Source organism: Microbacterium paludicola (assembly GCF_015235415.1).
Classification (GTDB): Bacteria; Actinomycetota; Actinomycetes; order Actinomycetales; family Microbacteriaceae; genus Microbacterium; species Microbacterium paludicola.
In genome coordinates, this window is the sequence record NZ_JADGLL010000008.1 from 84,347 (window position 1) to 106,431 (window position 22,085).

A 22,085-nucleotide genomic window follows, 5' to 3' on the forward strand; every position below is an offset into this window, starting at 1 on the left:
ATCGAGACCACGCTCAACGGCGCGTGCGTTCGCGAGGCCGGCTGACGCACCGCGGCGGCTTCGACAGCGGACCTTGACTCTTTCGGGTGGCCGCCGCCGGACGAGCCGCTGCCCATCGTGCTGCGCGACGCCCACTGGCGGTGGACGCTCGAGCAGGTTGCGCGGTGGGAGGGTGTCCGGGCGGACGCGGCACTCGCCGAGATCCGCGAGCGCATACGGTCAGCGCTCCAGCAGGCACCCTGACCGTGCGCGGCCGCTCTACAGCGCGAACCCGCGACGGCGGCTGTGGTACGTTTCGTGGCATGTCCGCGAACCTCACCTCCTGGTGGCCCGCCTCCTAAGGCGGTGCTTTCGCGAACTCGAGAACAGACCGCCGCTCCAGGCGGTCTTTCTGCATGTCAGGCCGCCGTACCGCTGAGGAGAACCCGATGACCGGGCCCGCCACCGCCGACCTGATCGCCCGTCTCGCCGACGATCCCACCGCGTCGTTCGCGCTGATCGCGCGCGCCGGCGCATCCGGATCCGTCGAATCGGTCGAGGTGCTGACCGGCCCGATCCAGGACGTCGAGCTGCTCGCCGACATCCCGCTCCACGGCCCCGACGGCTCACCCCGCGAGGTGCTCGCCCTGGTGCCGTACCGGCAGGTGCGCGAGCGCGGCTTCGAGGCGCACGACGACGGCGCTCCGCTGCGCTGCCTGATCGTCGACTCCCGGGCGCGGGTCGACCTCGCCGACGCGATGGCGGCGCTGCCGACCGAGCCCGTCCCGCTCACCGACGCCGGGTTCGACATCCCGGACGACGAGTACGCCGAGATCGTGCGCCGCGTCATCACCGACGAGATCGGCCGCGGCGAGGGCGCGAACTTCGTCATCCGGCGCGACTACACCGCCGGCGTCGACGCCGACCCGCGGGTCGCGGCGCTCACCTGGTTCCGCGCGCTGCTGCAGCACGAGCGGGGCGCGTACTGGACGTTCGCGATCGTCACGCCCGGCCACGTCGCGGTCGGCGCGAGCCCCGAGGCGCACGTCACGGCGCACGCCGGCGCGCCCGGCGAGCCGAGCGTCGTCACGATGAACCCCATCTCGGGCACGTTCCGCCACCCCGCGGGCGGCGCCACGGCCGACACCCTCGCGGAGTTCCTCACCGACACCAAGGAGACCGAGGAGCTCTTCATGGTGGTCGACGAGGAGCTCAAGATGATGAGCGCCGTGTGCAGCGACGGCGGGCGGATCACCGGCCCGCACCTCAAGGAGATGTCGCGCCTGACGCACACCGAGTACATGCTGCGCGGCGTCAGCCGGCTCGACCCCCGCGACATCCTCCGCGAGACGATGTTCGCCCCCACAGTCACCGGCTCCCCCATGCAGAACGCGTGCGCGGTCATCCGGCGGCACGAGCTCACGCCGCGCGGGTACTACTCCGGCGTCGCGGCGCTGTTCACGCCGCGCGCCGACGGCGGGCACGACCTCGACGCGCCCATCCTGATCCGCACCGCCTACCTCGTCGACGGGCGCCTCCGCGTGCCCGCCGGCGCGACGCTCGTGCGGCACTCCAACCCCGACGGCGAGGTGTCCGAGACCCACGGCAAGGCCGCCGGCGTGCTCGGCGCGATCGGGGCCGTCCCCCGCGACGTCCCGGCACCGGATCCGGATCAGCCGACGCCCGTCAGGCGACCGCTCGCGGAGGACCCGCGGATCGCCGACCTGCTCGCCTCGCGCAACGCGCGCCTCGCGCCGTTCTGGCTCGAGCCGCAGGGGGCGGAGCCCGGCCCGCTCTCCGGCCGATCGGCCCTCGTGGTCGACGCCGAGGACCGCTTCACCACGATGCTCGCGCACCAGCTTCGCCACCTCGGCCTCGACGTGCGCATCGCGCACTGGTCCGACGTGACCGACGCGGAGGTCGACGCCGCCGAGCTCGTCGTCTCGGGCCCCGGCCCCGGCGACCCGCGCGACGTCGCCAGCCGGCGCATCGCCCGGATGCGCGACCTCGTTCAGCGCCGCCTCGACGCCGGAAGACCGCTGCTCGCGGTGTGCCTGAGCCACCAGATCCTCGCGGACCGCATCGGGATCTCCCTCGCGCCGCTCGCGAGCCCCCACCAGGGGCTGCAGAAGACCGTCGACGTGTTCGGCGAGCCGGCGTCGATCGGGTTCTACAACACCTTCACGGCGCGGGTGATGCCCGGGGTCTCGAAGCTCACGCCGAGCGAGACCCGCTGCGGGAAGGTGGGGGTCGTCGAGGTGTCGGCCGAGCCCGCCACGGGAGACGTCTACGCCCTGCGCGGCCGCGGGTTCGCGTCGGTGCAGGGGCACCTCGAGTCGATCCTGTCGCGCGACGGGATGCGCACGCTCGAGCGCCTCGTCCTGCACGCGCTCTCGCTCTAGCCGGCGCGGACGTCACTCCGCTCGACGACCGGGCGGGTGCGATCCCGTGGCGTCTCCTGTGCCAGTACGACCCCGGCGAGCACGAGCACGCCGCCGACCACCTGCGGCACCGTGACCGCCATTCCCAGCAGCACCGTGGCGATGGCGGTGAACACCGTGATGAGGTTCAGCGAGACCCCGGCCTGCGCCGGCGGCACGCGCTGCAGCGCGTAGTTCCACAGCACGTATGACGCGATCGAGGGGAACACAGCGATGTACGCGAGCGACCAGCCGCCCGCGGCGGTCTCCGGCAGCCGCAGCCCCTGCACGAGCACGACCGGCGTCAGCGCGGCCACCACGAATGCGCCCTGGACGGCGACCGCCGAGATGGGCGGAAGCCGCGGGCCGGTGCGGCCGATGATGGTGTAGGCGGTCCACGCGACGATCGCGCCGACCATCACGAGGCTGCCGATCTTCGGCGGATGCTCGAGGATCGTCAGCGGGCGGCCGCCGGAGATGATCCAGAACACGCCCGCGAAGGCGAGCAGGATGCCGGCGACGCCGCGCCATCCGAGCCGCGCCCCGAGGAACAGCACGGCCGCGATCGCGATGAGCGCGGGGTTGAAGGCGTTGATCAGCGACAGCTGGAACGGCGTCTCCGTGCCGAGCGCGGCGTAGAGCAGCAGGTTGTACCCCGCGACGCCGATCAGACCGAGCAGCAGCAGCCTCGGCCACTGCCGCAGCACGTCACGCCATCGGGGGCGGTCGATCAGCTGCGCGATCAGGAACAGCGGCACCACGGCGAGCGCCCAGCGCAGCCAGGTGAGGCTCACCGGATCGGTCTCGCCGACCGCGATCACGCCGAGCAGGTAGTTGCCCGCCCACGCGAGGGTCGCGCCGACGAGCGCGAGGTACCCGAGGCCCCTCCCCCGCATCAGCCGGCGATGCTGATCGGGTTGAAGATGTCAGCGGCGAACAGCAGCGCCCCCATGCCGATCATCAGCACAACGACCAGCAGCGCCACCGGCACAAAACGCGTCGCATCGGCGGGCGCGGGCTCGGGGGCGCCGCGCAGGCGCGCCCAGGCGCGCTTGATCCCGTCCCACAGCGCGATCGCGACGTGGCCGCCGTCGAGCGGCAGCAGCGGGATGAGGTTGAACACGAACAGGGCGATGTTGACCGAGGCCAGAAGGCCCACCATCGCCGACACGCGATCCAGGATGGGCGCCTCCGCCGCGGCCACTTCGCCCGCGAGCCGGCCGACCCCGACCACGCTCAGCGGGCCGTCCGGGTCGCGCTCCTGGCCCGTGAACAGGTCGACGGCGGTGTCCCAGAGGCGCACCGGGAGCTGCAGGATGATGCCCGCCACGCGGCCGAGCCCGTCGACGGTCGCCTCGGCGCCGGTCCAGATCGGCTGCTGCACGCGCGCGACGGCCGCGGTCATCCCCGCGAACCCGACCTCCTGCGTGGTGACGGTGCCGTCCTCCGCCGCGAGCTCGCGCTCGGCGAGCACGGGCGTGATCGTCAGGTCGACCTCGACACCATCGCGCATCACCTCGAGCGACAGCGGCTCACCGGGGTTCGCCTGGATGATCTTCGACGCCTCGGCGAACGTGGCGACGTCCGTGCCGCCGACCGAGAGCAGCCGGTCGCCCGGCCGCAGGCCCGCCGCGTATGCCGGGGCGGGCGGATCGTCCTCGCCGCACTCCGTGGCGGCCGAGCCGGCGGGCATCACGCACTCGCTGACCGCCTCGATCGTGGTCGTCGTCTGGTTCATCCCGATGCCCGAGTAGAGGACCGTGAACAGAACCAGGGCGAGCAGCAGGTTCATGAACGGGCCGCCCAGCATCACGACGATCCGCTTCCACACGGGCAGCCGGTAGAACGCCCGGGAGTCGTCGACGCCGACGAGGGTCTCGTGGTTCGCGTCTCGCGCATCCTGCACGAGGGTCGCCAGCACGCCGCGGGCGCGGGTCTTCTTGCGCACCGGGGCGTACATGCCCGCCATCGAGATGTAGCCGCCGATGGGAAGCAGCTTGACGCCGTACTCGGTCTCGCCGATCTGCTTCGACCAGACGACCGGTCCGAGGCCGACCATGTACCGGCTCGTCTGCACGCCGAACCGCTTGGCCGGAACCAGATGACCGATCTCGTGCAGCGCGATCGACAGGGCCAGCCCGATCACCACGACGAGCACACCGATCACGAACGCGAGGACAGCCACGCGTCAACGGTACTGCCGGCTTGCTTTGAGAACGGTCCGACCGCCGAACCGGGCGGGTGCCGGGACCGCGCCGGGTAGATTCGAGGATGTGACAACCCGGCAGCAGCGCGTCCTCCGCGGCGCCGTCGCCGCCGCGGTCGCCACGCTCCTTGCCGCCACCTCGCACACGATCGCCGGCGGGCCCGCGCCCGCACCGCTGCTGATCGGGCTGATGATGGCGCTGCTCACTCCGGTCGCCGGTTCTCTGGCGGGGCCGCGACCGAGTCTCGCCCGCCTCGCCGCCGCGGTGACCGTCAGCCAGGTCGCCTTCCACGGCGCGTTCCAGCTGCTGGGCTCACCGACGGGCGTCGGGATGTCCCCCCGTGCCGGGCACTCCCACTCCGCGCACGGCGTCGTCGATCCGGCCGTGCTCCACGCGGCCGCGGCCGCGCCGGAGGGCGCCGGGATGTACGTGGCACACGCGATCGCGGCCGTGCTGACGATCGCGCTGCTGTGGCGCGGCGAACGGGTGGTGCATGCGATCGCCCGCGAGACCCTGCGGGTGCTCCGTCGCGCCGAGGCTCCCCGGCCCGCGCTCATCCCGGATCCGCCGGCCGCCTTCGCCTCGCCGGTGCGCCCGTCCGCGCCCCGGCTCCTCCCCTCCGTCTCCTGGCGCGGACCGCCGGCGTCGCTCCGCGCCTGACACCCGCACGCCCCTTGGGCGCGCGGTGATCGGCGCATGCGATTCCCCACCTCTTCGCGAGCGCAGTCCGCACCGCCGGCGCGCGCGTCCGTCGCGCACGCTCGCATCCGATCCAGGAGACATCACCATGACCACCACCCGCACCCGCATCGCCGCCGGCTTCACCCTCGCCGCCGGCCTCGTCCTCGCCGCCCCGCTCGCCGCCAGCGCGCACGTCACCGTCACACCGGATGCCCCGGTCGCCGGCGGCTACGACGTGCTGACGTTCGCGTTCGGCCACGGCTGCGACGGCTCCCCCACGACGGCGCTGCAGATCGACATGCCCGACGGCCTCGACTCGGTCACCCCGACGATCGAGCCCGGCTGGAGCATCGACGTCCAGCGCGACGAGCAGAACGGGCTCGTGTCGCAGGTGACCTACACCGCCGACGAGCCGGTGGCGGACGACCGCCGCGCGACGATCGAGCTCAGCGTGAAGTACGCCGAGGACGCCGCGGACACCCTGGCCTTCCCGGTCGAGCAGGTCTGCGCCGAGGGCTCCACCTCGTGGTCCGAGCTCGTGGCCGAGGGCGAGGACCCGCACAGCGTCGACCACCCCGCGCCGACCGTGACGCTCGGCGTCGCGGCAGCGGGACACGACGCGGAGGCGGCCGCTGCCCCCGAGGCGTCTGCCGAGACGGAGCTGGCGGCCGACCCGCTTCCCCTCGCGCTCGGCGGCGCCGGGCTCGCCGCGGGCCTCGCCGCCCTCGTCGTGGCGGTGCTCGCGCTGCGCCGCACCTCGCGCCGCAGCTGACGCACACCCGCCCCGGCGTCACCCCGTTACGGGGTGCCGCTGGGGCGGTGCCGCCCGGCGTGAGAAACTGGTCGGGCCATGACGAAGCCTGCCTCGAACATCCCGCCGGTCCTGCGTCCGGAGAACCCGCCGAAGCGGACTCTGTCCGAGCTCGCCGAGCGCTTCGGGCGCGACAGCCGCGGCTCGCTCGAGGGCGTCGAGGTGCGCGGCGTCACCCTCGCAACCAGCGACCTCCACCCCGGCGAGGTGTTCGTCGCCATCAACGGGCGCAACCGCCACGGAGCGGAATTCGCCCAGGCCGCGGCCGACGCCGGAGCGGTGGCGATCGTCACCGACGCGGCCGGTGCGGACATCGCCGAGCCCGCCGGCCTGCCCATCGTGATCGTCGACGATCCGCGCGGCATGCTCGGCGAGCTGTCGAAATGGGCCTTCGGGACCGACCACGACCTGCCCATCCTGCTCGGCACCACCGGCACCGACGGCAAGACGAGCATCACGCACATCCTCGACGGCATCCTGACGCAGATGGGCGTTGTGGCGGGCATCTCGTCGTCGGCGCTGCGCACCATCGCCGGCGAATCGGTCCAGGCGCGCCTGACCACGCCCGAGGCCTATGAGATGCACGCCCTCCTCGCCGTGATGCGCGAGCGCCACGTGGAGGCCGCCGCGATCGAGGTCAGCGTCCAGGCGATCATGCGGCACCGCGTCGACGCCATCGTCTTCGACGTGAGCGCGTTCACCAACCTCAGCCACGACCACATGGACGACTTCTCCGGCATGGAGGAGTACCTCGAGGCGAAGCTGCCCCTGTTCCGCCCGGATCGCGCCCGTCGCTCGGTGGTCTCGCTCGACACGCCCGCCGGCGCCACCGTCGTCGAGCGCGCCGAGGTGCCCGTCGTCACGATCGCGACGCCCGCGATCGCCGTGGATCAGGATCTCGCCGCGACCGCGGAGTGGACCGTCACCGTGCACGAGGAGACCCTCGACGGCACCGGCTTCACGCTCGCGAACAACAAGGACGGCCGCACGTTCACCACGTTCGTGCCCGTGATCGGCCCGCACATGGCCGCGAACGCGGGCATGGCGATCGTGATGCTGCTCGAGGCCGGCTACTCGTGGGAGCGGATCACCGGCGCGATCGAGAAGGACGGCGCCATCAGGGCGCACCTGCCCGGCCGCGCCGAGCGCATCCACGGCGAGGGAGACGGCCCCGCCGTCTACGTCGACTTCGGCCACACCCCCGTCGGCATCGAGAAGACGCTCGAGGCGGTGCGCCGCGTCACGACCGGCAAGCTCGTCGTGATGATGGGCGCCGACGGCAGCCGCGACACCACCAAGCGCTTCGCGATGGGCAAGGCCGCCGCCCAGTACGGCGACGTGGTCATCATCACCGACCACAACCCGCGCTGGGAGGACCCGGCCGTCGTGCGCCGGATGCTGCTCGAGGGCGCCTGGTCGCTGAAGTCCGAGGACGAGGCCTACGAGGTCGTCCCACCCGAGAAGGCGATCGTCGACGCCGTCGGCCTCGTCGGTCCCGGCGACGCCATCATCTGGTTCGGCCCCGGCCACCAGGACCACCGCGAGGTGCAGGGAGTCCGGCTGTTCTACTCGGGCCGCGAACTCGCGCGCCGCGCGCTCATCGACGCCGGCTGGCCCGTGGGCGAGCGGAACTGGCGGGACCCTTACGCTGTTTGATTCCCGCTTCGCGGGGTAGTGCATCGTACGTGCGCGATCCCTCGCCCGCGTTCTTTCCTCCGCTTCGCGGGGTAGTGCATCGTGCGTGCGCGATCACTCGTGCCAACGCTTCGCGCCGGCACTCATGATCGCGGGCTGTCGCTTCGCTCCATCCCCTGGCGGACGTCACCTTCTCGAGGTAGTCGGCAGTCGCTGCGCTCCACGCTCGCTGCGCTCGCACAGGGGTACATGTCAGCACTCAACTTGGCCGGCGCGAATGATCGCGCACGCGAGCTCCGCTACTCCGCGGAGCGGGCGATAAGAGCGTCCGCCTCGCGGCGGGCCCAGGCTTCGGCGTCCGCGAGGGATTCGCGGGTGAGCTCGGCCGGGGCGTCGTGCGCGTCGACGACGCGGCGGACAGTGTCGACGATGCCGAGGAACGGCAGGCGCCCCTCGTGGAAGGCATCCACGGCCTGCTCGTTCGCCGCGTTGTAGACGCCGGGATACGTGCGTCCTGCCTGTCCGACCTGCTTCGCCAGCGACACCGCCGGGAACGCGGCCTCGTCGAGCGGCTCGAAGGTCCACGCCGAGGCCGTCGTCCAATCGAGCGGAGCGCCGACGCCCGCCACGCGGTGCGGCCAGTCGAGGCCGAGCGAGATCGGCAGCCGCATGTCGGGCGGCGACGCCTGCGCGATCGTGGAACCGTCGACGAACTCGACCATCGAGTGGACGATCGACTGCGGATGCACGACCACGTCGATCCGGTCATACGGCACGTCGAACAGCAGATGCGCCTCGATGACCTCGAGGCCCTTGTTCACGAGCGTCGCCGAGTTCGTCGTGACGACGCGACCCATGTCCCACGTCGGGTGCGCGAGCGCCTCGGCCGGGGTGACGGCCTCGAGCGACTCGCGGGAACGGCCGCGGAACGGGCCACCCGAGGCCGTGAGCACCAGCCGGCGCACCTCATCGGCGGTGCCCGAACGCAGCGCCTGCGCGAGGGCGGAGTGCTCCGAGTCGACCGGCACGATCTGCCCCGGCCGCGCAAGGCGCTTCACCAGTTCGCCGCCGACGATCAGCGACTCCTTGTTCGCGAGCGCCAGCGTCCGCCCCGTCTCGAGCGCGGCGAGGGTCGGGCCGAGCCCGACCGATCCGGTGATGCCGTTGACCACGACGTCCGCGTCGACCGAGCGCACGAGCCGCTCCGCGTCCACCGCGCCGAGCGCCGTGTCCGCGACGCCGAACTCGGCGGCCTGCGCGGCCATCGCCTCGGCGTTCGACCCCGCCGACAGGCCCACGACCTCGAACCGCTCCGGGTTCGCCCGGATCACGTCGAGGGCCTGGGTGCCGATGGATCCGGTCGATCCCAGGATGACGACGCGACGTGGGGTCACGGCTGGACCATGTCCTTGCCCGTGTCGAGGATGTCCACGACGAAGGTCAGCGTCTCCTTCTCGAGCTCGTGGCCGGGCGCCGCGCCGTAGCCGTCGGCGGGCGGCATCGTGACGAGCACCTGCGAGCCCACGGTCTGGCCCTCGAGCGCCTTGGTGAAGCCGGCGACGACGCCCTGCGTGTTGAACGGCGCGGGCTCGTTGCGCTCCCAGCTGGAGTCGAAGACGGATCCGTCCGACCACTTGACGCCCGTGTACTGCGCCAGCACCTTCTCCCCTGACGCGACGACCGCGCCGTCGCCCTTCTTCAGGGTCGTGACCACGGTCTCGGCCGGCGGCTCGGTGTCCGGCAGCGTGATGGTCGGGGCGCCGTCCTCGGCGAGCTCCACGGTGGGCTGGCCGTCGACGGGCGCCTGGTCCTCGCCCCACGCGCGCATCGGGACGTCGGTGACGACCTTGTTCACGTCGATCACGTAGACCTCAGCGGCGGACTGGGCGCTCCCGGGTACGAGGACTGCGACGCGCGATCCGACCGGCGCGCAGCCGAGCATCTGGCCCCACACGTTGGCCGCACCGACGTGAGTGGGCACCATACGTCCCTCGTAGCCGCCGACCCAGGTGACGTCGCCGGTGGCCGCGTCCAGGATCGTCATGCTGTACTCGACCCACTGGCCCTCTTCGAGCGGCTCGCCCTCACCCTCGGCCACGACGGTGCGCAGCGGCTGGGCGATGTCCAGCGGCGCCTCGAACTCCACCTCGGGCGACGCCCCTGGCTCGCCCGCGATGTTCAGGGCCTGGGTCTCCTCGCCATCCGGGAGGGCCGCACCGCAGAGTCCCTCGGCGGGTGCGGAAGCGCTCGGAGTCGCCTCCGGGGCCGGCTCGCCCGAGCAGCCGGCGAGCGCGAGAGCGCTCAGCGCGAGGGCGGACAGGACGACAGCAGGACGAAGACGCACGGAGATACCTCGATCGTTGTGGGGTTCGTCCCATCCTGCCGCATGAGCCTGACGAACGTCCTGAGCATCCCCGGCGAGCGCTCCCCGGCGGTCATTCCCCGGTCGGCATGGATCCCGCGATAACCTCGGATGATGACCTCTGCGGACGCCGTGGCCCCGGAACCCGACGAGACGCCGGGCGCCGGTGACGTTCCGACCAATCCCAGCTGGTTCTATACGCTCGGCCGCCGTGCCCTCGCCCCGCTCGCCCGGGCGATCTACCGGCCCCGCGTCGAGGGGAAGTCGAACATCCCCCGCGAGGGGCGCGTGATCTTCGCCAGCAACCACCTGTCGTTCATAGACTCCATCGCGATCCCGGTGGCCGTGGCACCGCGCCCCGTCCACTTCCTCGCGAAGTCGTCGTACTTCGAAGGAACCGGCTTCAAGGGCTGGCTCTCCAAGACGCTGTTCACCGCCGCGGGAGCGATCCCCGTGCGCCGCGGTGCCGGCCAGGCCGCGCTGGACGCGCTCGACCAGCAGCGTCAGATCCTCGAGACCGGCGCGGCCGTCGCGCTGTACCCCGAGGGGACGCGCTCGCTCGACGGCCGCCTCTACAAGGGCCGCACCGGCGTCGCCTTTCTCGCCCTGCAGACCGGCGCCCCGGTCGTGCCCGTCGGCCTGATCGGCACCGACAAGGTCATGCCCGTCGGCGCCAAGTTCCCTTCGCTACGCGAGCGCGTGACCATCCGCTTCGGGGAGCCTCTCGACCTGTCGCACCATGGCCCGGCCAGCTCGGGCAAGGCCCGCCGCACGGCCACCGACGAGATCATGGCCGCCATCCACGCCCTCTCGGAGCAGGAGCTCGCCGACGCCTACAACGAGGCTCCTGCGCAGTCGCCGATCGAGAAGATCCGGCGCGCGCTTCCGCACGAGCGGCGCTGATCCTCACCCGTGCCGGTCGCTTCGGCTCGCCGGCGCTCGCTCAGCAACCGGTGGTGACGCAGCCCCGATCCGCGGCCATCAAGCGACCACCCCGGTTATCGAGCGAGCTTGCGAGTCGAGATAACCGCCCCGCACACACGGCATGCCTCGTGCCGGTCGCTTCGGCTCGCCGGCGCTCGCTCAGCAACCGGTGGTGACGCAGCCCCGATCCGCGGCCATCAAGCGACCACCCCGGTTATCGAGCGAGCTTGCGAGTCGAGATAACCGCCCCGCACACACGGCATGCCTCGTGCCGGTCGCTTCGGCTCGCTGACGCTCGCTCAGCAACCGGTGGTGACGCAGCACCGATCCGCGGCCATCGCGCGACCGCCCCGGTTATCGAGCGAGCTTGCGAGTCGAGATGACCGCCCCGCACGGACGGGATGCCTCGTGGGTCAGCCGACCGTGACCGTGGGTTCGTGGAGCACGGGGAAGTTCACCGAGCGGGCGATGAAGCACCAGTCGTGCGCCGTCTTGTGCGCGGCTTCGGCGGCCTCGACCATCGACGCGTCCGCGACGGTGACGCGCGGGTGCAGCACGACCTCCTCGAACTGGGCGCTCCCCTTGCCGTCCTCCCGCAGGAGGCCCGTCGCCTCATCGGTGTAGGACGTCACGACGACCCCCGCCTGCACGCACGCGTGGAGGTACGACAGCAGGTGGCATTCGGACAGCGCGGCCACGAGCAGATCCTCGGGGTTCCACCGCTCAGGATCTCCCCGGAACGGCTTGTCCGACGACGCGAGCAGCGCGGGCTTGCCGCTCACCTCGAGCGTCACGTCGCGTGAGTAGTCGCGGTAGCCGGAGGTGCCGGTGCCGAGGTTTCCGGTCCACGTCGCGGTCAGGGCATAGCGGTGCTCTCCGTGCATAGCGCCAGTCTTCCACCCGGACGGTGGGGTCCGCCCCCGTCGTTAGGCTGGAGGACGTGTCACAGACTTTCAGCGTGCAGGATGCGGCGGAGCTCGCGATCGTCGAGCGGGGTGGGTTCGTGGAGTCGCGCCACGGCGGGTCGGCGATCGTCCTCGCGCCGACCGGCGACGTGGTCGCGCGCCTCGGAGACCCGGATGCGCTCATCCTTCCCCGTTCCTCGCTGAAGCCCCTCCAGGCCGTCGCCGTCGTCACGGCCGGCGCCGTGCTGCAGGGTGAGCAGCTCGCCCTCGCGACCGCGAGTCACGCCGGCACCGACCGCCACGCCGCCGTCGTCCGCGAGATGCTCTCGGCCGCCGGCCTCACCGAGGACCACCTCGGCTGCCCCGCCAGCTGGCCGAGCGACACCGCCACGCGCGACGCGATGGTGCGCGAGCACCTCGAGCCGGCCTCCATCCGGCACAACTGCTCCGGCAAGCACGCCGCCATGCTGACCGCGTGCGTCGCGACCGGATGGGATGTGTCCGGCTACCTGGATGCGGCCCACCCGCTGCAGGTGCACATCCGGGAGGTCGTCGAGCGCCTGACGGGCGAGAAGATCGCCGCCACGGTCGTCGACGGATGCGGTGCTCCGGTCCACGCGATGACGCTGAGCGCGCTCGCCCGCGGCATCCACCGCCTCGGCACCTCGTCGGAGCGGTCGCCGTTCGCCCTTCACCGCAGCGCCGGCGCCCTCGTGCGCGCGGTGCGCGAGAACCCCTGGACGGTCGACGGCCCCGGCCGGTCGGACACCCTGGCGATCGAGCGCTTCGGCGTGTTCTCGAAGCTCGGCGCGGAGGGCGTGCAGATCATGGTCGCCCCCGACGGGACGACGGTCGCCCTGAAGACGCTCGACGGCTCGCTGCGCGCGGCCCCGCTCGTCGCCCTGCAGCTGCTGGCGAACGCCGGCGCCGTGCCGGTCGGCGAGGTCGCGGACTTCGCCGCCCACCCGCTGTTCTCGGTGCAGGGCGGCGGTCGCGAGGTCGGCCGGATTCGCGCGACCGTCTGATCCCGCGCTCCGCCCGCGCGGGCCCTAGTGTCGATCCATGGATCACGCCGAGATCGCCCGCCGGTTCGTGGAGCGGGAGTACCCGCAGGCCGAGGCCGTGGTGCTCGCGGGCAGCACGGCACGCGGCGAGCGCACGCCCACGAGCGACGTCGACCTGCTCGTGATCGGCCCCGCGGAGATGTTCGGCCCGGGCGAGGACAGCCGCGCGGCGACCTACGCCTTCGGCGGCGAGGTCTTCGAGGTGTTCGCCTACACGCCGGACGCCTTCACCCGCTGGGTGGAGCGGGGGCTCGCCGACCACCGGCCGCTGCTGCTCAACATGCTGATCGACGGCCTGCCCGTCCGCGCGGGCGCGCTGCTCGAGTCGCTGCGGGCCCGCTGGGCGCCAGTGCGGGATGCCGGCCCGCAGGTGGACCCACACGAGCTGGAGGTGCGCCGCTACATCGTGACCGACGTGCTCGACGATCTGCGCGATGCGACCGATTCGCTGGAGCGGCACGTCCTCGCGGCGCTGCTGTTCGAACGGCTCGGTCAGCTGCTGCTGCTCGACGCCGGCCGGTGGCTGGCGACGGGAAAGCATCTGCCGCGGTGTCTGCGCGCCTGGGATCCGGATCGCACGGCGCGGCTTGCCGATCCCCTTCTCGAAGGCGACGACGCGGCGTTCCTCGCCGCGGCGGAGGCCGAGCTCGAGGCGCTGGGCGGCCGACTGCAAGCGGGCTTCACCCGCTGATCGGCCGACGACCCCGAACCCGTCGGGCCTAGCGTGCGGGGAGCCGGCGCCAGAGGGCCTTCACGCCCTCGAGGACCAGGAACAGCGCGACCGCCAACACGAGGGGAAGCAGCCAGTCGGCCGGCGAGAGCGGGGCGGACTCGAACAGGCCGTTCATGAACGGCACGTAGGTGTAGAACAGCTGCAGCGCGATGAGCGCGATCGCCGACCACCACACCGCCGGATTGCCGCGCAGCGCGTCGATGCTCAGGCTCGAGTGCGACAGGATCCGGCAGTTGAAGAGGAACGCGAGCTGCCCGAGCGCCAGCATGAGCACGGTCTCGGTGCGGGCGACGTCGAGCTCGTGCCCGCGAGCCAGGGCCCCGTAGAACACGGCGAGCGCGACGCCGCCGATGAGGAGCGACGCGCTCAGCACGAACGCCAGCTCCCGCAGCGAGATGATCGATCCCCCGGGCTTGCGCGGCGGGCGCTCCATGATGCCGCGCTCCGCCGGCTCGTAGGCGAGGGCGAGCGACAGCGTGATCGCCGTGATCATGTTGACCCAGAGCACCTGCACCGGACTCAGCGGCAGCGCCAGCCCGAAGAGGACCGCGACGAGGATCACGAGGGACTGCGCGCCGTTCGTCGGCAGCAGGAACACGATCGACTTGCGGAGGTTGTCGTAGATCCGCCGCCCCTCGCGGATCGCCGAGCGGATGGTCGCGAAGTTGTCGTCGGCGAGGACGATCTCGGCGGCCTCCTTCGTCGCCTCCGTTCCCTTGATCCCCATCGCGATGCCGACGTTCGCCCGGGTGAGGGCGGGGGCGTCGTTGACGCCGTCGCCGGTCATCGCGACGACCTCGCCGTGGGTCTGCAGGGCGCGCACGATGCGGATCTTGTGCTCGGGGCTGGTCCGCGCGTACACGTCGACGTCGCGCACGACCGCCGTCAGCTGCTCCTGGCTCATCGCCTCGAGGTCGGCGCCCGTCAGCACGCGGGCGTCGCCGTCCCGGACGATGCCGACCTCGCGCGCGATGGCGGCGGCGGTGCCCGCGTGGTCTCCGGTGATCATCTTCACGCGGATGCCTGCCGTGTGGCAGTCGGCGATGGCGGCGATCACCTCGGGGCGCGGCGGATCCACGATGCCGAACACGCCGAGGAACTCGAGCCCCCACAGGTCGTCGAGGCCCGGGGCCTGCTCGAGCGCGGGGGCCGTCTGCCGCGCCGCGGCGAGGACCCGCAGCCCCTCGGCGCTCAGCGCGTCGATCACCGCCTGCCAGTGGGCGAGGTCGAGCGGCTCGCTGCCGGATGCGCCGAGCTGGGTCGTCGAGCGATCGAGCAGGCGGTCGGGGGCGCCCTTCACGAGCAGCACCCGCGTGCCGTCGGCATCGGCGTTCACGGTCGCCATCAGCTTGTTCGCCGAGTCGAACGGCAGCACGGTGATCCGCGTGTGCCCCGCGCTCTGGAAGCCGCCCTTCATCGCCACGACCTTCAGCGCGCCCTCGGTCGGCTCGCCGACGAGCTGCCAGTGCTCGCCCTTGGGCACCAGGTGGGCGTCGTTGCAGAGCGAGGCGACCGTGAGCAGCGCGGTGACGTCCTCTCCCGTCGGCGCCCGTCCGTCCGCCGCCGGGGCGATGAAGCCCTCGGGCGTGTAGCCGAGCCCCTCGACCTCGTATGTCGCGACGCCGGTGACGATGCGGCGCACCGTCATCTCGTTGGTGGTGAGCGTGCCGGTCTTGTCCGAGCAGACGGTGGTGACGGAGCCGAGCGCCTCCACGGCGGGAAGCTTGCGGGTGATCGCATTGCGCCGCGCCATCTGCTGCACGCCGATCGCGAGCGTGATGGTGACGAGTGCCGGAAGGCCCTCGGGGATCGCCGCCACGGCGAATCCGATCGTCGCGGAGATGAGGCCGCCGAACTCCATCTCGTGCACGAAGCGGCCGATGAGGAGCATGACGGCCGCCATGCCGAGGATGACGAGCGTGAGCACGCGCCCGAAGTCGCCGAGCTGCTTTGCCAGCGGGGTGTCCAGGGATCCGGCCTCGCCGACGAGCGCCTGGATCTTGCCGATCTCGGTGCCCGCTCCCGTGCCGGCGACGACGCCGCGCGCCTGTCCGGCCGCGACGATCGTGCCGGAGAAGACCATCGACCGGCGGTCGCCGACCCCCGCATCCGCCGGCACCGCTTCGACGCCCTTCGACGCCGGCACCGACTCGCCCGTGAGCGCCGCCTCGTCGACGCGCAGCTGCGTCGAGGTGAACAGGCGCATGTCGGCCGGGACCTTGTCACCCGGGGCGATGCGCACGACGTCGCCGGGCACGAGCTCTGCCGCGGGCACCACGCGCCATGCGCCGTCGCGGCGGACCTGCGCGGTCGAGGAGAGCATGCCGCGGATACCCGCGAGCGCCTTCTCGGCACGGCCCTCCTGCACGTAGCCGATGACCGCGTTGATGATGGCGACGGCCATGATCACCCAGAAGTCGAGCCAGTCGGCCATCACGGCCTTGATCGCGGCCGCGCCGAGCAGGATGTAGATGAGCGTGTCGTTGAAGTGCGACAGGAACCGGAGGATCGCCGGCTTGCGCTTCGCCTCGGGCAGCAGGTTGGGCCCGTGCTCCGCCGCACGCCGGCGCGCCTCGTCCTCCGTGAGGCCCGCGGCGCTGCTGTCGAGGCGGTCGAGCACGTCCTCGGCGGGCCGAGACCATGGCCGCAGTTCGCCGTCCTGCTCGCTCAGCGTGCCCGTCCCGTCGCCACCCGTGGTCATTGCGCCTCGCCCTCCCGACAGGGCCGTGCGCCGACCGCTGCTGCGCGTGCTGTCCCTCGTCATCCTGACCAGACGGCGGCGACGGTGTCAACCGCGCGGCGGGGATCACGGCAGGACGATGCGCTCGGGGGCGAGCCCGTCGCGGACGAGCCAGGCCCGGGATGCCCGCGTGCGCGCGTACGGCGGCAGCTCGCGCTCCCCCGCGATCGTGCGCAACTCGGCGGCGCAGTCGGCACCGACGATGAGCGGCGCCGAGGCCTTGAGCTCCTGCAGCAGCGCCCACTGGCGTTGCCAGGCGTCGCCGTCGCCGACCAGGACGAGCCGCTCGCCGGCGCGGTCGAGGGCGCCGAGTCGCGTGCCGGGAGGGATGTCGTCGATCACCATCACGCGCACGTCGCCCGGCCACGCCGCCGCGAGCTGCTCGCCGCGGCGGCGGGCGGCGCGCAGCACCATCGCGGTCACGGGAGCCTCCGGCTGCCAGCGCACGGGATCCCGCGGCTCGGGCAGGGGCGGCGGCGGCGCGTGGATGAACTGCACCTCGAGGCCGTCGAGCATTGCGCGGCCCGGCGGACGACGGGGATCGAAGGACGCCCCGTCTCCGCCCGCGGCGGAGTGCTCGGCGCGGCTGGGGACGGCGAGCAGGGCGCGTCGGGGAAGGAGGTCGGCGAAGCGCAGCACGCCGCCGGTCAACCGGGCCGCGGTGAGCACGATCGTCGTGCCGCTCTCGCCGGCGTCGCGCACGACAGCCTCGATGCGCTCGGCGGCGGCCTGGGAGTGCTCCACGGGGAACCGTGCGAGAACCGCGTCGACGTCGTCGATCACGACCAACTCGGGCCGCACCCGCTCGATCAGCTCGAGGGCGTCCCACGCCCCCTCCGCATCGCGCGGCACCACGACGGCCCCCGGCCATGCGGCGGCGACGAGCCCCGCGAGCGACGAGCGCCCCGTGCCGCCGCCGCCGACCACCACAAGCCCACGATCGATGCCCGGCCTCAGCAGTACCGGAGACTGCCGCTGGTGGGCCGGCTCGTCCGCGACGCCGAGCAGGATGGCGCCCTCCGGCGGCTCCCCTACCAGCGCGACGGCGTCGTCGGCGGTAAGCCGCCGCGGCAGCGGCGGCAGCCAGGGCCCGGGCCGCGTCGTCCGCCCGGCGAAGCGCTCGACCCCGGCTGCCACGTCGCTGGGAGCCGACAGCGCGATGCGCGTGAGGCGCGCCCGCGCATCCCCGGCCCGCCGGATCCAGGCGAGCCCGCGTCCCTCGGCGCCGCCCGGCAGCGTCGCGGCCTCGTCGGAGCCGATCAGCGCGCGGCTCTCGGCGGGCTCGGACATCCGCAGCCCGATCCGCAGCGGGCAGTTGGCGACGAGGGCGTCACGCAGCACACCGCCGGCGCGCTGCGTGCCCAGCACGAGGTGCATGCCGAGCGCGCGCCCGCGGGCGCCGACGTCGGTGAAGAGCGCGTGGAGATCCGGATGCTCCTGCAGCAGCGCGGCGAACTCGTCGACAACGATCACGAGCCGCGGCAGGTCGGCGCGGGGATCGGAGACGTCCCGCGCCCCGGCCGCCGCGAGCGCGGCCTCGCGCGAGCGCAGCTCTGCCCGCAGGCTCTCCACCGCCCGGCGGGCGCCGCCCTCGTCGAGATCGGTGATCACTCCGGCCACGTGCGGGAGCGCGGCAAGCGGGGCGAACGCGGTGCCGCCTTTGAAGTCGGCGAGCAGGAACTGCACCCGCTCGGGCGGCAGCGTCGCGGCGAGCGAGGTGACCAAGGTCACCAGCAGCTCGCTCTTGCCGCTTCCCGTCATCCCGACGACCACCGCGTGAGGCCCATCGGCGACGAGATCGATCGTCGCCCGTTCGCCGCCTTCCACGCCCACAACGGCCCCCAGCGCGCCGAGCGACTCGGCCTCCGCCGGCCCGGCCGTCAGCACGTCGGCGAGCGCGACGGTCCCGCCGTCGTGCCGGAGCGGGCCGACGACCCCGGCTCCGCGCTCGGCGAGGCGCTGCGCCACGGCGCCGGCCTGCGCGGCCGACAGCCCCTCGACGGCGATGTCGACCGCATCCCCGCCGTGGATCAGGCGACCGCCGCCGGGAACCGGCGCGAGCTCGAGCAGGGCACCGCACGCCGTCGGCACGTCGCCGCCGGGCGCGGGTACGGCGATCACGACGTCGACGGCCGGCGCCGGCTCATCCGGACCGAGAAGCGCCACCCGCACCGGAGCGTCGCCCGTCGGAGCCCAGTGAGGAAGCGACTCGGCCCACGCCCGCTCCCCCTCGGGCGCGGCCACCAGCGCGAGCTCGCCGACCGGCCTTGCAAGGCACAGCTGCAGCACGAGCGCCCGCGCCACCGCCCGCGCGGTGACCGGGTCGCCGAGCACCGCGACTCCGGCGCGCAGCGGCACGGTCAGCGGCGCGTCCTCCAATGCCGCGGCGTGGGCGCGCAGCGCCCGTCCCTCGTCGTCCTCGCCTCCCGAGACCCGGACGGCGCTCGGCACACGTCCGCGGCCGACCACGAGCTCGTCGGCGCCGCTGCGCCACTGCCGCCGCACGTCGGCGACCAGCGCGGCGGCGTCCGGCCGCTCACGCCAGCGGGTCGCGCGCTCCGCCTCATGCCGGCGGTCGATCTGCTCGCGCGCGCGGAGCAGAGCCTCCGCGCGTTCGCGCTGATCCTCCCGCCGTCGCCGGCGGCCGCCGCGCGCGCCGTCGACAAGGGAGGCGACGGCCATCAGCGGGCCGAGGGCGGCGAAGCACAGGGCGATGAGCGATCCGGTGACCGCCCAGATCGCCACCGCGGCGATCACCGGGATGATCGACGCGACGATCGGGAACGGCCCGCGCCGGGGTGGGGGCTGCGGTGTGGGAAGCGTGATGGGCTCGTCGAGCAGCGTGCGCATTCCCCGAGTCCAGCGCACGGCAGGACCCGCCGGACGCCCGAACCGGGCGTCCCGGCACTACTCGCGCGCGGCGTCCCCTGTGGACGAGTCTTCGGCCGGCTCCTCGTCGTCGACGATCGGCTCCTCGGCCGTCACGGGGGCAGCGTCCCGGCTCGCCGGTGCCGCATCGGCGGCGTCATCCTGCGGCCCCTGGCCGGGAACCGCCACGTTCAGCACAACGATCGTGATGTTGTCGCGGCCGCCGTTCTCCAGCGCTGCCTCGAGCATCGCCTCGACCGCGTCCTGCGGGTCGTCGTGCAGGCGCAGGAAGTGAAGGATGCCGTAGTCGGTGAGCTCCTTGGTGAGACCGTCGGAGCAGATCACGAACCGGTCGCCGTCGCGCACATCCAGGCGCACGTAGTCGGGCACCGCGCCCTCGCTGGGCCCGACGGCGCGCGTGATCACGTTGCCGTAGGGGTGATTCTCGGCCTCCTCGGGGCTCAGCCGACCCGCGGCCACGAGCTCCTGCACGAGCGAGTGGTCGGTCGTGACCTGCGCGAGGGCGTCGTCGCGCTGGATGTACACCCGCGAGTCGCCGATGTTCAGCGCGACCCAGGTCGCATCCTCTTCCGTGATGTCGAGGTAGACGCCGGTCACCGTCGTGCCGGTGCCCTCGTCGGTCGTCTCGGGGTGCTCGCCGATGTCGCGGACGGCCTTGATCAGCGCCTTCTCGATCGCCTCCGGCGACACCGGGCCCTTGCCGACCATCCGCTGCAGGCGGTCGATGGCGCTCGCGCTGGCGATCTCGCCGCCGATGTGTCCGCCCATGCCGTCGGCGACGACGAACAGCGGGTAGGCGGTCAGCAGCGCGTCCTGGTTGATGTCGCGCTTGCGTCCGCGGTGCGTCACTCCCGCCCAGGTGAGGATCGCGTCGAGACCTGTGGGCAGGGCCACAGTCTGCGACTGCGTCTTCGTGGGGGCATCGGACACGGGCGGGACCTCCGGATCGGGGGAAGCGACGGGTACGCGAACGGCTCGGGCGGGTTGCGTCGCAGGCACTCACATCCTAGCCGGAGGGCCCGTCATCGCCGGGCCACGGCACCCGTGCCCTCGGCGGTCAGATCGCCGGGCGCTCGGGGCCCGGGAAGAACTCGTCGATGCGCGCGAGCTCGTCCTCCGTCGGGCGCCAGGCCCCACCCGCCGCGGCGTTCGAAGCCACCTGCTCGGGCGACGTCGCCCCGGCGATGACGCTCGCGACGCCCGGCTGGGCGAGCAGCCACCCGAAGGTGGCCTCGAGCATCGTGATGCCGCGCTCGTCGCAGAACGCGCGGTACGCATCGAGCTCATCCCACGGCGCCGTCTCCCACAGGTGCGAGCGCTGCGACATGATCCGGCTCTCCGCCGGCCCGCCCTCGCGGGTGAACTTGCCGGTGAGCAGGCCGTTGTAGAGCGGGAAGTAGGGGAAGAACCCGAGCCCGAAGCGGCGCACCGCCGGCAGCACCTCGCGCTCGGCGTCGCGCCGCAGCAGCGAGTACTCGTTCTGGGACGACACGAAGCCGGACCGCATCCGGCCGCGCGCCGTCAGGTGCGCCTCGGCGATCTGCCACCCCGTCAGGTTCGAATGCCCGTAGTAGCGGATCTTCCCCTCGCGGACGAGATCGTCGAGCGCGTCGATCGTCTCCTCGATCGGGGTCTCCGGATCCGGCGTGTGCAGCTGGTAGAGATCGATCCAGTCGGTCTGCAGGCGGGTGAGCGACTCCTCCACCGCGCGGCGGATGTAACCGCGGGATCCCTTGGCGCCGGCGGGGCCGTATCCGAAGTCGATGGCGTGGTGCCCGAACTTGGTGGCGAGCACGACCCGGTCGCGTCGCCCGGCGAGGGCCTCGCCCATCAGCGTCTCGCTGCGTCCCTGACCGCCGTACATGTCGGCGGTGTCGAGGAACACGACGCCCTGCTCGATCGCCGCATCCAGCACCGCGCGCGTTCCGTCGAGGGTCTCGGTCTTCGTCCCCGGCCTTCCGAAGTTGTTGCAGCCGAGGCCGACCTCCGACACCAGCAGACCCGACTCCCCGACCCGACGCATCGCGACACTCATGCCCCCACGCTACGCCGAACGCCCCCGCCTCGACGGATCGAGACGGGGGCGTGTGCGGAGTGAGGCTGCGGCCTACTTCACCCAGTCGGGGGCGAGGTAGAACTTGCCCTCCTGGCCGGCCTGCAGCTGCGGCGGCACGTTCACCGCGTGGATGATGCCGATGATCAGCTGGGCGATCGGGAGCAGGAAGTACAGGATCGACGCGAAGCCGAACGTCACGACCGTGAGGACACCGACCGCCGCGTAGGCGATGACGACGATCAGCTGGTAGTTGAGGTTCTTCGCGTTCGCCCGCTGGTAGTTCGGGGCGACCTTGTCCTTCTCCATGAAGTAGAAGATCAGCGCCGGCACCCAGCTGAAGAAGACCGAGAGCCACAGGTTCAGCGTGATGTTGCTCTGCACCTGCTGGCCGTAGCCGTAGGCGGGAGCGCCGTACGGCTGGCCCGCGGGTTGACCGTAACCGGGCTGCGGATAACCGGGCTGGCCGGCGGGCTGGCCGTAGCCGGGCGCGCCGTAGGGCTGCTGGCCCGGGGCGGGCTGGTTCCAGGGCTGCTCGGTGGACGGCTGGCCCGCGGGGGGCTGCTGGCCGTAGGGCTGGTCCGTGGCGGGGGCGGCCGCGGCAGGCTGCTCGCCGAAGGAGGGCTGCTCGGGGGCCGGCGGGGCAACCGGCTCTGCCGGCGGCTCGGGGGCCGACGGCGGG

At 72.8% G+C, this 22,085-nt stretch carries 17 protein-coding genes; 7 read left to right on the plus strand and 10 right to left on the minus strand.

The window, feature by feature from the left end:
- The first annotated feature begins 428 nt into the window (after positions 1 to 428).
- Positions 429 to 2,381, plus strand: coding sequence for an anthranilate synthase family protein (locus IR155_RS05605; RefSeq protein ID WP_135113842.1), 1,953 nt, complete (start codon positions 429 to 431; stop codon positions 2,379 to 2,381).
- On the opposite strand, the gene IR155_RS05610 is transcribed toward IR155_RS05605, so the two are convergent.
- Both IR155_RS05610 and IR155_RS05615 read right to left on the minus strand, forming a co-directional pair.
- Complete coding sequence (locus tag IR155_RS05610; RefSeq protein WP_135113843.1) at positions 2,378 to 3,295, minus strand: DMT family transporter; 918 nt, start codon at positions 3,293 to 3,295, stop codon at positions 2,378 to 2,380. The two genes, IR155_RS05605 and IR155_RS05610, sit on opposite strands and share 4 nt — an antisense overlap.
- Positions 3,295 to 4,584, minus strand: a complete 1,290-nt coding sequence (locus IR155_RS05615; protein WP_135113844.1) for a M50 family metallopeptidase — start codon at positions 4,582 to 4,584, stop codon at positions 3,295 to 3,297. Before IR155_RS05615 ends, IR155_RS05610 begins: the two co-directional genes overlap by 1 nt.
- Before the next feature lie 88 nt (positions 4,585 to 4,672).
- On the opposite strand from IR155_RS05615, the gene IR155_RS05620 reads away from it, so the two are divergent.
- The 3 genes from IR155_RS05620 to IR155_RS05630 all read left to right on the plus strand — a co-directional run bounded on the left by IR155_RS05620 (position 4,673) and on the right by IR155_RS05630 (position 7,754).
- The gene (locus IR155_RS05620; protein WP_135113845.1) at positions 4,673 to 5,266 is read left to right on the plus strand and encodes a hypothetical protein; all 594 of its coding nucleotides are present in this window, start codon (positions 4,673 to 4,675) and stop codon (positions 5,264 to 5,266) included.
- A 127-nt stretch (positions 5,267 to 5,393) separates the two neighbouring features.
- Positions 5,394 to 6,059: a YcnI family copper-binding membrane protein gene (locus IR155_RS05625; RefSeq protein ID WP_135113846.1), complete on the plus strand. Its 666-nt coding sequence runs from the start codon at positions 5,394 to 5,396 to the stop codon at positions 6,057 to 6,059.
- A 78-nt stretch (positions 6,060 to 6,137) separates the two neighbouring features.
- Positions 6,138 to 7,754: a Mur ligase family protein gene (locus tag IR155_RS05630; protein WP_135113847.1), complete on the plus strand. Its 1,617-nt coding sequence runs from the start codon at positions 6,138 to 6,140 to the stop codon at positions 7,752 to 7,754.
- Positions 7,755 to 8,032: 278 nt separating this feature from the next.
- On the opposite strand, the gene dxr is transcribed toward IR155_RS05630, so the two are convergent.
- A complete protein-coding gene (gene dxr / locus IR155_RS05635) occupies positions 8,033 to 9,127 on the minus strand; it encodes a 1-deoxy-D-xylulose-5-phosphate reductoisomerase (protein ID WP_135113848.1) in 1,095 nt (364 codons plus the stop codon).
- Positions 9,124 to 10,077 (minus strand): FKBP-type peptidyl-prolyl cis-trans isomerase, encoded by a 954-nt coding sequence (locus IR155_RS05640; protein ID WP_135113849.1) that lies wholly within the window; start codon positions 10,075 to 10,077, stop codon positions 9,124 to 9,126. The genes dxr and IR155_RS05640 overlap by 4 nt, the downstream gene beginning before the upstream one ends.
- A 132-nt stretch (positions 10,078 to 10,209) precedes the next feature.
- On the opposite strand from IR155_RS05640, the gene IR155_RS05645 reads away from it, so the two are divergent.
- On the plus strand, positions 10,210 to 10,998 hold the full coding sequence (locus IR155_RS05645; RefSeq protein ID WP_135113850.1) for a lysophospholipid acyltransferase family protein: 789 nt from the start codon (positions 10,210 to 10,212) through the stop codon (positions 10,996 to 10,998).
- Positions 10,999 to 11,432: 434 nt separating this feature from the next.
- Here the strand turns inward: IR155_RS05645 and IR155_RS05650 are convergent, their stop codons facing one another.
- Complete coding sequence (locus tag IR155_RS05650) at positions 11,433 to 11,903, minus strand: OsmC family protein (RefSeq protein ID WP_135113851.1); 471 nt, start codon at positions 11,901 to 11,903, stop codon at positions 11,433 to 11,435.
- A 56-nt stretch (positions 11,904 to 11,959) separates the two neighbouring features.
- On the opposite strand from IR155_RS05650, the gene IR155_RS05655 reads away from it, so the two are divergent.
- Both IR155_RS05655 and IR155_RS05660 read left to right on the plus strand, forming a co-directional pair.
- The gene (locus IR155_RS05655; RefSeq protein ID WP_135113852.1) at positions 11,960 to 12,949 is read left to right on the plus strand and encodes an asparaginase; all 990 of its coding nucleotides are present in this window, start codon (positions 11,960 to 11,962) and stop codon (positions 12,947 to 12,949) included.
- Positions 12,950 to 12,986: 37 nt separating this feature from the next.
- The gene (locus tag IR155_RS05660) at positions 12,987 to 13,679 is read left to right on the plus strand and encodes a nucleotidyltransferase domain-containing protein (protein WP_135113853.1); all 693 of its coding nucleotides are present in this window, start codon (positions 12,987 to 12,989) and stop codon (positions 13,677 to 13,679) included.
- A 28-nt stretch (positions 13,680 to 13,707) separates the two neighbouring features.
- Here the strand turns inward: IR155_RS05660 and IR155_RS05665 are convergent, their stop codons facing one another.
- The 5 genes from IR155_RS05665 to IR155_RS16150 form a co-directional block, all read right to left on the minus strand.
- Complete coding sequence (locus IR155_RS05665) at positions 13,708 to 16,422, minus strand: cation-translocating P-type ATPase (protein ID WP_135113854.1); 2,715 nt, start codon at positions 16,420 to 16,422, stop codon at positions 13,708 to 13,710.
- A 105-nt stretch (positions 16,423 to 16,527) separates the two neighbouring features.
- On the minus strand, positions 16,528 to 19,311 hold the full coding sequence (locus IR155_RS05670; RefSeq protein WP_135113855.1) for an FtsK/SpoIIIE domain-containing protein: 2,784 nt from the start codon (positions 19,309 to 19,311) through the stop codon (positions 16,528 to 16,530).
- Positions 19,312 to 19,368: 57 nt separating this feature from the next.
- Complete coding sequence (locus IR155_RS05675; RefSeq protein WP_135113856.1) at positions 19,369 to 20,280, minus strand: PP2C family protein-serine/threonine phosphatase; 912 nt, start codon at positions 20,278 to 20,280, stop codon at positions 19,369 to 19,371.
- Between the two features lie 127 nt (positions 20,281 to 20,407).
- On the minus strand, positions 20,408 to 21,385 hold the full coding sequence (locus IR155_RS05680) for an aldo/keto reductase (protein ID WP_135113857.1): 978 nt from the start codon (positions 21,383 to 21,385) through the stop codon (positions 20,408 to 20,410).
- Positions 21,386 to 21,457: 72 nt separating this feature from the next.
- Positions 21,458 to 22,085, minus strand: a 628-nt coding sequence (locus IR155_RS16150; protein ID WP_135113858.1) for a DUF4870 domain-containing protein, incomplete at its 5' end; no start/stop codon positions are given.